This window comes from Skermanella mucosa, assembly GCF_016765655.2.
Lineage (GTDB): Bacteria > Pseudomonadota > Alphaproteobacteria > Azospirillales > Azospirillaceae > Skermanella > Skermanella mucosa.
The window spans coordinates 2,881,543-2,895,224 of sequence record NZ_CP086106.1 but is presented as its reverse complement, the minus strand read 5'-3'; the positions used below and the strand labels follow the sequence as shown (position 1 = coordinate 2,895,224).

General features: G+C 70.0%; 11 protein-coding genes. 4 read left to right on the top strand and 7 right to left on the bottom strand.

Translation table 11 applies throughout. The features are described from left to right. The 7 genes from JL100_RS13205 to JL100_RS13175 form a co-directional block, all read right to left on the bottom strand. A complete protein-coding gene (locus JL100_RS13205; RefSeq protein WP_202679420.1) occupies window positions 1–1,341 on the bottom strand; it encodes an 8-oxoguanine deaminase in 1,341 nt (446 codons plus the stop codon). A gap of 35 nt (window positions 1,342–1,376) precedes the next feature. After that, window positions 1,377–2,738: a uracil-xanthine permease family protein gene (locus JL100_RS13200; protein WP_202679421.1), complete on the bottom strand. Its 1,362-nt coding sequence runs from the start codon at window positions 2,736–2,738 to the stop codon at window positions 1,377–1,379. Window positions 2,739–2,904: 166 nt separating this feature from the next. Next, complete coding sequence (locus JL100_RS13195; RefSeq protein WP_202679422.1) at window positions 2,905–3,789, bottom strand: efflux RND transporter periplasmic adaptor subunit; 885 nt, start codon at window positions 3,787–3,789, stop codon at window positions 2,905–2,907. A 15-nt stretch (window positions 3,790–3,804) separates the two neighbouring features. Then, window positions 3,805–3,999, bottom strand: coding sequence for a DUF1656 domain-containing protein (locus JL100_RS13190; RefSeq protein WP_202679423.1), 195 nt, complete (start codon window positions 3,997–3,999; stop codon window positions 3,805–3,807). 15 nt (window positions 4,000–4,014) lie between these two features. Next, window positions 4,015–6,024 carry an FUSC family protein gene (locus JL100_RS13185; RefSeq protein ID WP_202679424.1) on the bottom strand — a complete coding sequence of 670 codons (2,010 nt, stop codon included), beginning with the start codon at window positions 6,022–6,024 and terminating at the stop codon, window positions 4,015–4,017. Window positions 6,025–6,034: 10 nt separating this feature from the next. Next, window positions 6,035–6,520, bottom strand: coding sequence for a MarR family transcriptional regulator (locus JL100_RS13180; protein ID WP_202679425.1), 486 nt, complete (start codon window positions 6,518–6,520; stop codon window positions 6,035–6,037). Between the two features lie 136 nt (window positions 6,521–6,656). Further along, window positions 6,657–8,423 (bottom strand): allantoate amidohydrolase, encoded by a 1,767-nt coding sequence (locus JL100_RS13175; RefSeq protein ID WP_228421236.1) that lies wholly within the window; start codon window positions 8,421–8,423, stop codon window positions 6,657–6,659. A 187-nt stretch (window positions 8,424–8,610) separates the two neighbouring features. Here JL100_RS13175 and uraH point away from each other — a divergent pair, with 187 nt between their 5' ends. From uraH to xdhC, 4 genes are read left to right on the top strand one after another with little or no spacing between them, the layout of a single operon-like run. After that, window positions 8,611–9,006, top strand: a complete 396-nt coding sequence (gene uraH / locus JL100_RS13170) for a hydroxyisourate hydrolase (RefSeq protein ID WP_228421235.1) — start codon at window positions 8,611–8,613, stop codon at window positions 9,004–9,006. Between the two features lie 18 nt (window positions 9,007–9,024). Further along, complete coding sequence (gene xdhA / locus JL100_RS13165) at window positions 9,025–10,497, top strand: xanthine dehydrogenase small subunit (RefSeq protein ID WP_202679427.1); 1,473 nt, start codon at window positions 9,025–9,027, stop codon at window positions 10,495–10,497. Beyond that, a complete protein-coding gene (gene xdhB, locus JL100_RS13160; protein ID WP_202679428.1) occupies window positions 10,490–12,832 on the top strand; it encodes a xanthine dehydrogenase molybdopterin binding subunit in 2,343 nt (780 codons plus the stop codon). Before xdhA ends, xdhB begins: the two co-directional genes overlap by 8 nt. Continuing rightward, window positions 12,829–13,668, top strand: coding sequence for a xanthine dehydrogenase accessory protein XdhC (gene xdhC / locus JL100_RS13155; protein WP_202679429.1), 840 nt, complete (start codon window positions 12,829–12,831; stop codon window positions 13,666–13,668). Before xdhB ends, xdhC begins: the two co-directional genes overlap by 4 nt. Window positions 13,669–13,682 lie beyond the last annotated feature (14 nt).

Here is a 13,682-nt window from a genome sequence, read left to right as displayed (position 1 = left end):
TCAGGCGTCCGCCGTCATCCGGCGGGCGATGGACTGGTGGGTGCGGGCAAGCTCCGCGGTGTCCAGTCCCGCGATCCGGCCGTCCTCGACCGTCCAGCGGCCGGCGATCATGACGCGGTCGGCCCGATGGGCGCCGCACAGCACCAGGGCCGCCAAAGGGTCGCCGTGCCCCGCGAAGCGCAGTTCGTCCAGCTTGAACAGGGCGAGGTCGGCCTGGAACCCCTCCGCGAGGGTGCCGAGGTCCCCTCGGCCGATGCAGGCCGCCGAGCCGGCGGTCGCCCAGCGCAGCGCGTCGCGGTGGCTCACCGCCGACACGCCGTATTGAAGGCGCTGGAGCAGGAAGGCGGCCCGGACCTCCTGCATCAGGTTGGAACTGTCGGCCGAGGCGGAACCGTCCACGCCGAGACCGACCTTGACGCCGGCGCGCTCCATCCCGTGGACCGGGCACATGCCGGACGCCAGCACCTGGTTGCTGCACGGGCAATGGGTGACCGAAGTCCCGGCCGCGGCCAGCCGGTCGATCTCGGCGGGGGTGAAATGGATGCCGTGCGCCAGCCAGACGCGGCCGCTGAGCCAGCCGCAGTCCTCCAGGTAGTCGAGCGGGCGGCGGCCCAGGGTCTCCAGGCAGAAGGCGTTCTCGTCCTCCGTCTCGGCGAGGTGGGTGTGCAGGCGCACGTCGTGCCGTTCCGCCAGTTCCGCCGTCCGGGTCATGAGCGACCGGGTCACCGAGAAGGGCGAGCAGGGCGCCAGCGCTATCTGCACCATCGCCCCGTCGCCCCGCTGGTGGTGGGCCTCGATCAGGCGCAGGCTGTCCTCCAGGATGGTGTCCTCGTCCTGGACCACGCCGTCGGGCGGCAGGCCGCCGTCGCGCTCGGACAGGTTCATGGAGCCCCGGGTGAGCACGGCGCGCATGCCGAGCCGGCGGGCCACGCCGGCCTCGATGTCGATCGCGTTCTCCAGCCCGGCGGGGAACACGTAATGGTGGTCGGCGGTGGTGGTGCAGCCGGACAGCATCAGTTCCGCCATCGCCACCGTGACCGCCGACTCCAGGGCCCGCGCGTCGAGCCGGGCCCAGACGGGATAGAGTGCCTTGAGCCAGGGGAACAGCTCCTTGTCCAGGGCGGCGGGCAGGGCGCGGGTCAGGGTCTGGTAAAAGTGGTGGTGGGTGTTGATCAGGCCGGGAATCACGACATGGCCGCCCGCGTCGAACACCTGGTCGGCGGGGACGGCGGGCTCCCGGCCCGCCGCCACCCGTTCGACGATCCGGCCCTGCTCGATGACGATCCCGCGGTCGGCGCCGTCGGCCAGGATGGCGAGGGGGTCCTTGATCCAGAGCCGCATCGGGCGGGTCCTTTCGGTTGCTGGGGGTGAGCCGGTCAGTGGCCTTCTTCCTCGCCGCCGCCTTGGGGCAGCAGGAGGTTGAGCAGGATCGCGGCGATCGCGCCGGGGATCAGCCCGGATTCCAGGATCGTCTGCAAGCCGTGCGGGGCCACCGCGATCAGGCCTTTCTGGGCCGGCAGGCCGATCGCGACGGCGAGCGAGACGCCGATGATCAGCATGTTGCGCTTGTTGAAGTCGATCCGGCTCAGCATCTTCATGCCGGCGCTGGTGATCAGGCCGAACATGATCACGACGGCCCCGCCCAGCACGGCGTTCGGCACGGTCGACACCAGGGCGCCCAGCTTGGGCAGCAGTCCGGCCACGATCAGGAACAGGCCGCCGATCGCCACCACGTAGCGGCTGGCGACGCCGGTCAGCGCGACAAGCCCGACATTCTGGCTGAAGCTGATCTGCGGGAAGGCGTTGAAGACGGCGGCGAAGCTGCTCATCAGCCCGTCGGCCATGACGCCGCCCGACAGCTCGCGCCGGGTCGGCTCGCGGTTGGCGCCGCCGATCGCGGTGCCGGCGATGTCGCCGATGGATTCGGCCACCGTGACGACGGCCATCAGGCCGATCGCGACGATCGCGGCGGCGTGGAACTCGATCCCGACCGCGAAGGGTTGCGGCAGCTGGAACCAGCCGGCGTCGCTCACCTTGGCGAAATCCACCAGGCCGAGCGGGATGGCGGCGACATATCCCACCAGCAGACCGATCAGCACGGCCGCCATGGCCAGGAAGCCCTTGAAGAACTGGTGGAACACCAGGGTGACGCCGAACACCAGGGCGGCCAGCAGCAGGTGGCGGGGCGCCCCGAAGTCGGCGGCGCCGAAGCCGCCGCCGACATAGGCGAACCCGACCGGCAGCAGGATCATGCCGATCATGACCACGAAGGTGCCGGTGACGACCGGCGGGAACAGGAAGTTGATCCGGCGGATATAGAGGCCGGCCGCCGCCATCAGCAGGCCGCCAACCAGCGCGCCGCCCATCACGGCGGGCAGGCCGTAGGCCTGGGCGATCGGGATCATGACCGGGACGAAACCGAAGCTGGTGCCCATGACGATCGGCAGCTTGGCGCCGACCGGCCCGATGCCCAAGGTCTGGACCAGCGTCGCCACGCCGGCCACGAACATGGCCGCCTGGACCAGGAACACGATCTGGTCCGGCGTGGCGCCCACGGCCTTCGCCAGGATGATGGGAACCGTCACGTTGCCGACGAACATGGCGAGGACGTGCTGGATGCCCAGCGGGACCGCCTGGGTGAGGGGCGGCATATGGTCGATGTCGGCGGAGCGGTCGCCCCGTTCCGGATCGGCGGCGGCGTCGATCTCGACGCTCTTGGTCAGGGTTTCGGCTGTCACGTTCCCTCCCGGCTTCTGATCGAGGCTGTTGTTGTCTTTTGCGTGCCTCGCGTGGAACTTGCCCGGGAATAGTCCGTGCGTTGGACCGGGCCGGCAATCCGCCTTCTGCCCGAAACACCTTCAAACGATCGTGTCGGATCCCGGCGGCCGATCCTCTGAAGGGAACCTACCGGTCCGCGGGAGCCGGGTCCGGAAGGATCGTCACGGTCGCGGTCAGGCCGGCCCTGGGCCGCCACCCCTCCGGCACGTCGTCCAGGGTGATCCGGACGGGGATGCGCTGGGCCAGCCGGACCCAGGTGAAGGTCGGGTTGATGTTCGCCAGCAGGTCGGGGCTCTGGCTGCGCTCACGGTCCACGATGCCGCTCGCGATGCTGTCCACATGGCCTCCGAAGGTCCGGCCATGGCCCATCAGCGCCACCGAGACCCGGGCGCCCTCGCGGATGCGCGGCAGCTTCGTCTCCTCGAAATAGCCCACCACATGGAAGGAGCCGCTGTCCACCAGGGCCAGGGCCGGGCTGCCGGACTGCACGTAGTCGCCGACATGGAGCTCCAGGTTGGTGACGTAGCCGTCGGCGACGGCGCGCACGTCAGTGCGGTCCAGGTTCAGCCTGGCCATCTCCAGGTCCGCCTGGGCCTGGCGGAAGCTCGCCCGGGTGATGGCGAAGGCGGATTCGGCCGCTTCCCGGTCGGCGACGGAGACCACGCCGCCGCTCAGGCGGTGCTGCCGGTCCATGTCGCGTTCGTGCTGCACCATGTCGGCGCGGCGGCTCTCGACCAGCGCCTGGGCCTGCTCGACCGCCAGCCGGTAGCGGTCCCGGTCGATCGTGAACAGCAGGTCGCCGCGCCGGACATGCTGGTTGTCGCGGACCTGGACGCGGGCGACGATGCCCGAGACGTCGGGGGAGACCTGGATCACGTCGGCGCGCACCCGGCCGTCGCGGGTCCAGGGCTGGGCCATGTAATAGTCCCACAGGTACCAGCCGACGACGGCGGCGACGGCCACCGTGACCAGCGTGACGGCGATGCGGGTGAGGGGGATCGTGAATTTCATCTTCGTATGGTTCCGTTATCCGGCGACCGCCGCCACGCCGCCCAGGACGATGACGAACAGCGCCGCGTCGAACAGGCCGCGATGCCAGATCCAGCGCGACGCGCCGAAGCGGTCGATCAGGCGTCGCAGCACCGTCCAGACCACGAGCGCGATCAACGCCCAGCCGAGGATCGGCGCGACATAGACGCCGGCGATGTCGAGTTCCTTCATGGCTTGTCCTCCGGATCACGCCGGCCGCTGGAAATGGACGAGCGCCTGCCGGATGCCAAACAGCGAGAGCAGCACTTCGGTGCCGGCCGGTCCCGTCTCCATCGCCGACAGGCGTGCCACGGCGCTGTCGAGCGCCGCCCGGAGATCGTCCATCGACCGGTCGCCGCCGGCTCCGGCGAAGTGCCCGCGGACCTCGGCGAGCACCCGCGACAGCTCGGCCGCCGCCTCCTCCGGAAGCAGGGCGCGGTCGCGGCGGAGCGCCAGCAGGTTCAGACCAACGCGCAGGCCGGCCAGCGCGTCGCGCATCAGGTGCTGCCCCTCCGGCCGGGCCGAAACCAGGGCCAGCCGGGGCACGAGGCCGCTCAGCCGGTCGTACATTCGGCCCTCGAACCGGCGGCGGTCGAGACCTGATTCATCTCCCGCAAGCCGGGCCAGGTCGCGCCGGACGGCCCGCATCAGCCTGCCGACGGTCCAGTCCGCGCCGAGCGAGCGGGTCAGCGACAGCGCCACGACCGCCGAGCCGAGGCCGACCACCTGGGCGATCCCGCCGTTCAGGAACTCCGCGAAGTCGATCGTGTAGGTGTTCTGGAGCGCCAGCGTCGCCGCGGTCGTCAGGAGGACCGGCAGGGCCACCGGAATGTGGACCGGCACCGCGATGGCGGCGGCGAGCGGTATGAAAACGGGTGCCAGCGCCACCACCAGCATCGGGAAGCTGCCGACCGCCGGCAGGACGAACAGCAGGTAGCCGCCGGCGAGCAGCATGGCGACGATCGCGAGGTTCAGGAACTTGGCGGCCGCGCCGGCCGGATCGTCGAGCGTCGCGAACAGGCTGGCGCCGACGCCGGCCATCATCGCGGCCAGATAGCCGTGTGACCATCCCGTGGCGATCCAGAAGCCGGCGCAGAGCAGGACGGCCAGGGATGCCGCGGCGCCGGACAGGGCGGCGGGCAGGTGGTCCCGGTGCAGGGACGGAACCTCCTCGCGGGCGGCGACGCGCTCCCCGGCCTCGATCGCGTCGCGGAGCGCCAAGCTTTCGTCCCAGTACAGGATCAGGTCGCGCACCCGGGCCGCCAGCGAGCGCACCAGCATGGCGTCGGCGTCGCGTCGGATCTCGCCGTCGGACGGAGCGGCGGCGTCGATCCGGGCGAGAAGCCCGTCGCGGGATCGCTGCCGGTCCGCCCGGCCGGCGGCGCCGGAGCCGTCGATCCAGGAAGCCGCGTCGGCGAGGAGGGGGCTCCACGCGTCGGCCAGGTCGGGACGGGTCCGGCGCAGGGTGCGGAGCCGGTCCTGGATCGACACGGCGTTGGACAGCAGCATCTGGAGCCGGCGCTGGAGCCGCCGGATACCCGCTTCCGCGCCCCGAAGCTCGGGAGTGTCGTAGCTGGCGTGGACGCGCAGGGCGTCCAGCGCGGCGGCGTTGACGATCAGCCGGTGCCGGTCGGCCTCGCCCGCGGTGCCGGCGGCCCGGTCGGTCAGCACGTCAGACGACCAGCGGCCGGCATCGTTCAGCCATGCGGTCAGGCGCCCGATGAGCTGGGGGCCGACCCGCTGGGGGAAGACGACCTGGCTGACCACCACCATGCAGAGGATCCCCAGGATGATCTCCTGGCAGCGGGCGATCGCCGTATCGAAGATGATCGCGGGGGTATCCACGATGGGAAAGGCCACGAATCCCGCGGTGTAGCCGGCCAACATGAAGGCGTAGCTGCGCGGCGTCCTCTCCAGCACGGTGGCGTAGACGCAGACGCCGACCCACAGCGCCAGCACGAGGCTCAGCAGTTCCGGCGAGCCGTCGAAGGCGGTGACCGCGAAGACCGCGAAAGCCGATCCGACGATGGTGCCGATCACCCGGTAGGCGGCCTTGGACTGGACCATGCCGGCCAGCGGCTGCGCGACGACGAACACCGTCAGCATCGACCAGGACGGGTGCGGCAGGTCCATCGCGAAGGCGATGTAGATCGCCAGCATCGCGGCGCCGTACGCCTTCGCCGCGAACAGCAGGTTGCGGGGGTCCAGCAGGAACATGGACGGCGCTTCAGCCAGCCGCCCGCTTGGGCTCCCGATCCTCTTCGTCCGAGTGGTCGAGGCAGTAGCTTTGCTCGATCCGGTCGAAGATCCGGAGCGTGGAGGCGATCTCGTCGTCGAGCACGCCGAGCAGCAGGCGTCGGCGGATCCCGGCGGCGACGCCGTTGACGCCGTCCAGCAGGTCGAGGCCGCGCGCGGTCAGCCGAACCACCTTGGCCCGGCGGTCGGTCTCGTGGTCGAAGCGCTCGATCAGACCCGACGATTCCAGTGCATCGAGCAACCGGACCAGGGATGCGCCCTCGATGTCGAGCGAGGCGGCGAGATCCTTCTGCTTCGCCTCGTTCCCCATGTGGGACAGGTGCAGCAGCGGCAGCCAGGTGGCCTCGGTCAGGCCGTAGGGGCGGAGGCCGTCGTCGATCTCCCGGCGCCAATGGCGCGCGATCCGCGCCAGCCGGAACCCGAAGGTCGCCCGGAGATTGGCCGTCTTTGAATTCATGACACTGAACCAAGTAAGCTTATTATTAGGATGCTAACATATCGACCGTGACTCCGCCGGTTCAAGGACGGGGAGGCATGGGGCCTGCGGGTTCCTGATATGCCGCCGGCGTATGGGAACTCTTGTTATCCGCTGATCAAGGCCGGAAATGGCGGATGAAGTCCAGGAGGACGCGGACGGTCAGGTCGGCGTCCTCGACGGTGATGGACTCCCCGGGGTTGTGGCTGATGCCGCCCCGGCATCGGGTGAACAGCATGCCGACCGGGCAAAGGGATGCAACCGCCATGGCGTCGTGGCCGGCGCCGCTGGGCAGGCGGCGGGGAGGCAGGCCGCAGCGGCGGACGGCTGCGGAAAGCCGCTCGATCAACTCCGGGGCGCAGGCGGTCGCGGGCGCTTCGTGGGTCTTCCCGATCGCGTGGGTCAGGGCGCGGCGGGCTGCGATGGCGGCGAAATCGTCGGCGATGGCCTCCATCGCGGCGACACGGGCGGCATCGTCGGGAGAGCGGATGTCGATGGTGAAGACGGCGCCGCCGGGGATCACGTTCACGGCGCCCGGCCTGGCCTCGATCCTGCCGACCGTCGCGACGAGGTCGGGAACCGCCTGGGCGTGGCGTTCGACCGCCAGGACCATCTCGGCGGCTCCCGCCAGGGCGTCGCGGCGCAGCGTCATGGGGACGGTGCCGGCGTGGCCGGCGGTTCCGGAGATGGTCACCGTGTAGCGGGACGCGCCGTTGATGCCGGTGACGATGCCGACGCCGAGATCCTCGGATTCCAGCACCGGGCCCTGCTCGATATGCGCCTCGACATAGGCGAGCACGTCGGCGGGATCGCGGGCGGCCGACGCGATCTGGTCCGGATCGCCGCCGAAGGCGCGCAGGGCGTCGGGGTAGCCGATACCGTCGGCGTCCACCGCGTCGAGGGCGGCGGGGTCGAAGCGGCCGGCCAGGGCGCGGCTGCCGGTCAGGGTCACCGGGAAGCGGACGCCTTCCTCGTCGCCGAAGCCGATCACCTCGACCGCGAAGGGCAGGCGTTCGCCGGACCGGTGCAGTTCGGCGACCGCCGCGACGCCGGCCAGGACGCCCAGGTTGCCGTCATACTTGCCGGCGTTGCGCACGGTGTCGATGTGGGAGCCGATCAGGAGCGCCGGCAGGCCGGGCCGGGTGCCCTCGTAGCGGCCGACGACGTTGCCGGCCGGGTCGATGCGGGCCGTCATGCCGGCTTCGGTCATCCAGGCCATCAGCCGATCGGCGGCGGCGCGGTGCTCGGGGGTAAGGAACAGCCGGGTCAGCGCGTCGGGCTCCGCGGAGATGGCGGCGAACCGGTCGAGCCGGTCCATCAGGGCTCTGCCGGGCGAGGGACCCATCTGCTGGAGGCGGAGAAGGGCGATCCGTTCGACCTGGGCCAGCGCGGTCTCGAACTCCTGCTCCGGCGTGTTGTGGATCCGGTGTTCGAAGGCGTCGAGGATGTCGGCGCGGGTCAGGCCCCGGACGGCGATGATGAAGGGAAAGCCGAACTTTTCCGTGTAGGCGTCGTTAAGCACCTGAAGGCGCTCGAACTCCTCCGGCGTGCAGCGGTCGAGGCCGGCGCCGGCCTGCTCCGAGGCGGAGTCCGCCGTCAGCCGTCCGGCGACGGCGAGCTTGCCGGCGAGGTCCGGATGGGCCCGGAGAAGGCCCAACTGGCGGTCCCGGCCGGCGGCGCGCACGGCGGCGCACATTCCGGCATGGAGCGCCGGTATGTCGGCCAAGGCGATGGCGGGATCGGCGGCAAGGGCGGTCTCGGCGACCCAGGGCGAGTGCTCGAACACGCCGCCGAAGCGGGCGACGAAATCGGCGGCGGCCCTGTCGGCCGGCGTGGTGTCCGTTGGCACGGCGGTTGCGAGACCCTTCGAACTATCCGGAGACATTTGCACCCTTCCACCAATAGGATCGTAACGTCAAACTAATGCCATCCCCGGGGCATGACCTTCCTGAAAGTTTTGAAACTCTTTCCGTCCAAGGGATATCGACGGCGGAGACGGAGCGGTGAAAGAATAATTTAGGAAACTCCGCGAACCGATAACAAGTCGAAAACAGGCGAGCAAGGAGAGACACATGGCGGCGACTTCACGAATGGCGGAGAGCGGGGCGGCGAGCGGAGGACGGCTCACCACCCATGTCCTCGATACCATGCACGGAACGCCCGCGGCGGGAATGGCGGTGACGCTGTTCCGGATCGACGGCGACAGGCGGGAGAAGATCACCGAGACCAAGACGAACACCGACGGCCGCTGCGACGAACCGTTGCTGTCCGGCGACCGGATGCGGACGGGGATCTACGAGCTGATATTCGAGGTGGACGCCTATTTCCGGAAGATCGCGGTAGACCTGCCGGACCCGCCGTTCCTGGACGGCATCCCGCTCCGCTTCGGGATCGCGGACGCGGGTGCCCATTACCATGTGCCGCTGCTGGTCAGCCCGTTCGCCTATTCCACATATCGCGGAAGCTGAGGCGAGGAGAGACGCACGATGCGCGATTGCGTAAGGTTCCTGCTGAGCGACCGGCTGATCGAGATTCGGGAGGTCGATCCGACCCAGACGGTCCTGGACTGGCTGCGCCTGGACCAGCGCAAGGTCGGCACCAAGGAAGGCTGCGCGGAAGGCGACTGCGGCGCCTGCACGGTGGTGGTCGGGCGGCTGGAGGGCGGCAAGGTCCGGTACGAGGCGGTGAACGCCTGCATCCGCTTCGTCGCGACGCTGGACGGCTGCCAGGTGCTGACGGTCGAGCACCTGAAGGGTGCGGACGGCGGGCTCCATCCGGTACAGCAGGCCCTGGTGGATTGCCACGGGTCGCAATGCGGCTTCTGCACGCCGGGCTTCGTCATGTCCATGTTCGCGCTGTACAAAGGCGAGGAGGCTCCGGACGGGGCCGCGGTGGACGACGCGCTGGCCGGCAACCTGTGTCGCTGCACGGGATACGCGCCGATCGTCGCGGCGAGCGAGCGGATGTACGCCCTGGGAGCGCCGGCGGCGGACCGTTTCGCGGCGGAGGCCGCGGCCACGGCGGAGCGGCTGGCAGGCTTGCAGGACGACGAGACCCTGCGCGTCGGCAAGGGCGGGCGGCTGTTCCTTGCCCCGGCGACGCTGGAGGCTTTCGCCGACCTGCTGGCCGAGCATCCGGAGGCCCGGATCGTCTCGGGGGCGACCGACGTCGGGCTCTGGGTCACCAAGTTCCAGCGGGTGCTGGACGTCGTGATCTACACGGGACGCATCCGGGGTTTCCGGGAGATCCGGGACACCGGCACCGCGCTGGAGATCTCGGCCGGAGCCACCTATACCGACATCAAGGATCCGGTCGGGGCGCTCTATCCCGATTTCGGCGAGCTGATCCGGCGGATCGGGGCCGTGCAGGTCCGGAACGTCGGCACGATCGGCGGCAACATCGCCAACGGCTCGCCCATCGGCGACACGCCGCCGGCCCTGATCGCGGCCGGCGCCACGTTGGTGCTGCGGTCGAAGGACGGCCGGCGGTCGATGCCGATCGAGGATTTCTTCATCGACTACGGCAAGCAGGACCGTCGGCCGGGAGAGTTCGTCGAGGCCGTCGTCCTGCCCAAACCCGCGCCGGGTGCGCGGTTCCGTGCCTACAAGATCACCAAGCGGTTCGACCAGGACATCTCGGCGGTGTGCGCCTGCTTCTCGGTCAGGATCGACGGCGGCACCGTGGCGGAAGCCAGGATCGCCTATGGCGGGATGGCCGCGACGCCGAAGCGGGCGGCGGAAGCCGAGAAGGCGCTGGTCGGGCGGCCCTGGACGGAGGCGACCGTGCGCGACGCCATGGCGGCGCTGGCGCGGGACTTCACCCCCCTGACCGACTGGCGGGCCAGCGCGTCCTACCGCATGGCCGTGGCCGCCAACCTGCTGCTGAAACTCTATGTGGAAACCACCGATCCCGACGCGGATACGCGTCTGGTCGGCGACCGGAGGCTGGTCCATGCCTGATTCAACGGAAGCGGGTCTCGTCGAGCGCATCTCGGGCGCCGTTCATTCCGACCGGCGGCACGACAGCGCCCACAAGCACGTGACCGGCGAGGCGGTCTATGTCGACGATATCCGGGAGCCGGCCGGACTGCTGAATGTCTATCTGGGCCTGAGCGACCGGCCTCATGCGCGGCTGGTGTCGCTGGACCTGTCGGCGGTGAGAGCGGCGCCGGGCGTGGTCGAGGTCGTCACGGCGGCGGACGTGCCGGGCGTCAACGACGTGAGCTGCATGGGCCGCCATGACGAGCCGCTGTTCGCCGACGACCTGATCGAGTACGCGGGCCAGCCGCTGTTCGCGGTGGCGGCGGAGACCCGGGAGCAGGCGCGCCGGGCGGCGCGGCTCGCGGTCGCGACCTACGAGGACCTGGAGCCGGTGCTGACCCTGGATCAGGCGCGCGGGCGCGGGACCGTGGTGTTCCCGCCCATGACCTTGAAGCGGGGCGAAGCGGAACCGGCGATCGCGGAGGCACCCCGCCGCCTGGAAGGCCGGATCGTCATCGGCGGCCAGGACCATTTCTACCTGGAAGGCCAGATCGCCATGGCGATCCCCGGGGAGGACGACGAGGTCCTGGTCCATTGCTCGACACAGCATCCCAGCGAGGTCCAGCATATCGTCGCCCACGTGCTGAACGTGCCGGCCAACGCGGTGGCGGTCGAGGTCCGGCGCATGGGCGGGGCATTCGGCGGCAAGGAGACGCAGGCCAACCTGTTCGCGGCGACGGCGGCCGTCGTGGCGAAGAAGACGGGGCGGGCTGCCAAGCTTCGGCCGGACCGCGACGACGACATGGTGATCACCGGCAAGCGCCACGATTTCGAGGTGGACTACCGCGTCGGGTTCGACGACGACGGGCGGATCAGGGGCGTCGAGTTCCTGTTCGCCGCGCGCTGCGGGTTCGCCGCCGACCTGTCCGGGCCGGTGACCGACCGGGCACTGTTCCACTGCGACAACACCTATTTCTACGAGGCGGTCACGGCCAAGTCGCTGCCGCTGAAGACCAACACGGTCTCCAACACGGCATTCCGCGGGTTCGGCGGACCCCAGGGGATGGTCGCGGCGGAACGGGTGATCGAGGAGGTGGCATATGCAGTGGGCAAGGACCCGCTGGAGATCCGCAAGCTGAACTTCTACGGCGGCGAGGGCCGGGACCTGACGCCCTATCACCAGACCGTGGAAGACAACATCGCGCCGGAGATCGTCACGGCGCTGGAGGAGCGATCCGACTATCAAGCACGACGCGATGCGATCCGGGCGCACAACGCCAGGGGTGGCTGGCTGCGGAAGGGGATCGCGCTGACGCCGGTCAAGTTCGGCATCTCCTTCACCGCGACCCAGTACAACCAGGCCGGAGCCCTGGTCCATGTCTATACCGACGGCACCGTCCACCTGAACCACGGCGGGACCGAGATGGGGCAGGGGCTTTACGTGAAGGTCGCCCAGGTCGTCGCCGAGGAGTTCCAGATCGACATCGAGAAGGTCCGCGTCACGGCGACCACGACCGGCAAGGTGCCGAACACCTCGGCGACCGCGGCGTCGTCGGGGGCCGACCTGAACGGCAAGGCGGCGCAGAACGCGGCGGCCACCATCAAGGAGCGGCTGATCGGCTTCGCGGTGGAGAACTGGGGCGTGCCGCGGGAGCAGGTGGTGTTCCTGCCCAACCGGGTGCGGATCGGCAACCAGGAGATCCCGTTCGGCGATCTGGTCCGAACCGCCTACATGGCGCGCATCCAGCTCTCGTCCACCGGATTCTACAAGACGCCGGAGATCCACTGGGACCGGGCGGCCGGGCGCGGCAAGCCGTTCTACTATTTTTCCTATGGTGCGGCGGCGGCGGAAGTGACCGTCGATACGCTGACGGGAGAATACAGGGTCGACCGGGTCGACATCCTGCACGATGTCGGACATTCGCTGAACCCGGCGCTGGATCGCGGGCAGGTCGAAGGCGGCTTCGTCCAGGGCATGGGCTGGCTGACCATGGAGGAGCTGTGGTGGGACAAGCGCGGGCATCTGCGGACCCACGCGCCCAGCACCTACAAGATCCCGGCCTGCAGCGACCGGCCCCGTGTCTTCAACGTCCACCTGCTGGAGAACGCGCGGAACCGCAAGGACACGGTCTACCGGTCCAAGGCGGTGGGCGAGCCGCCCTTCATGCTGGGCATGTCGGTGCTCCATGCGATTTCGGACGCGGTGGCGAGCGTCGGCGATTACGCGACATGCCCGAGGATCGATCCGCCGGCCACGCCGGAGAAGGTGCTGGCGGCGATCGAGGCCCTGAGGGCGGGAAGGCGGCCGGCATGACCGGGCTGGCGCCGGTGCTGAAGGCCATGCTGGCGCGTGGCGAGCGCGCGGCGCTGGTGACGGTGGCCGGAGCGCGGGGCTCGACCCCGCGCGAGCCTGGAGCGCGGATGCTGGTCGGTCCGGCGGCCACGGCCGGAACGATCGGCGGCGGCCGGCTGGAATGGGACGCGATCGCCCGGGCTCGGGCGCTGGCGGGACCCGAGGAGATGGTGGACGTTCCGCTGGGTCCGGCGATCGGCCAGTGCTGCGGCGGCCATGTGACGCTGCGCCTGGAACAGGCCGACGCGGCGTTGCTGGACCGGATCGAGGCGGAAGAGAGTGCCGCCGCCGCCAGGCTGCCGCGGGTCCTGCTGTTCGGCGCCGGTCATGTCGGCAAGGCGATCGCGTCGGCGCTGGCGCCGCTGCCGCTGGACATGCTGTGGATCGACGGGCGGGCGGAGGAGTTTCCACAGGCCATGCCCGGAACGACCGTGCGCCGGGTCGTGACGGAAGCGCCCCTGGACATGGTCGCCGAGGCGCCGCCGGGATCCAGCTATCTGGTGCTGACTCATCTGCATGCGCTGGATTTCCAGATCACGGAAGCGGTGCTGCGGCGCGGGGACTTCGCCTATGCCGGGCTGATCGGCTCGGCGACCAAGCGGCGGCGGTTCGAGCGGACCTTCACCGCCCACGGGGGGGATCCGGGCGTGCTGGACAGGCTGACCTGCCCGATCGGGTCCGCCCTGCACCGCGACAAGCGACCGGAGGTGATCGCGGCACTGGTCGCCGCAGAGCTCTTGATAACGACCGCCGAAGCGTCCAAAGAGGCATCAGAACCCGCGAACGCCGAGGCATAGAGGGAACGGGGTCC

Bases quoted from the DNA above. Each gene is read 5' to 3' on its own strand.
- xdhB (WP_202679428.1), top strand. From the start codon at position 10,490: ATGCCTGATTCAACGGAAGCGGGTCTCGTCGAGCGCATCTCGGGCGCC.
- JL100_RS13185 (WP_202679424.1), bottom strand. From the start codon at position 6,024: ATGTTCCTGCTGGACCCCCGCAACCTGCTGTTCGCGGCGAAGGCGTAC.
- JL100_RS13195 (WP_202679422.1), bottom strand. From the start codon at position 3,789: ATGAAATTCACGATCCCCCTCACCCGCATCGCCGTCACGCTGGTCACG.
- JL100_RS13205 (WP_202679420.1), bottom strand. From the start codon at position 1,341: ATGCGGCTCTGGATCAAGGACCCCCTCGCCATCCTGGCCGACGGCGCC.
- JL100_RS13175 (WP_228421236.1), bottom strand. From the start codon at position 8,423: ATGTCTCCGGATAGTTCGAAGGGTCTCGCAACCGCCGTGCCAACGGAC.
- xdhC (WP_202679429.1), top strand. From the start codon at position 12,829: ATGACCGGGCTGGCGCCGGTGCTGAAGGCCATGCTGGCGCGTGGCGAG.
- JL100_RS13190 (WP_202679423.1), bottom strand. From the start codon at position 3,999: ATGAAGGAACTCGACATCGCCGGCGTCTATGTCGCGCCGATCCTCGGC.
- xdhA (WP_202679427.1), top strand. From the start codon at position 9,025: ATGCGCGATTGCGTAAGGTTCCTGCTGAGCGACCGGCTGATCGAGATT.
- uraH (WP_228421235.1), top strand. From the start codon at position 8,611: ATGGCGGCGACTTCACGAATGGCGGAGAGCGGGGCGGCGAGCGGAGGA.
- JL100_RS13180 (WP_202679425.1), bottom strand. From the start codon at position 6,520: ATGAATTCAAAGACGGCCAATCTCCGGGCGACCTTCGGGTTCCGGCTG.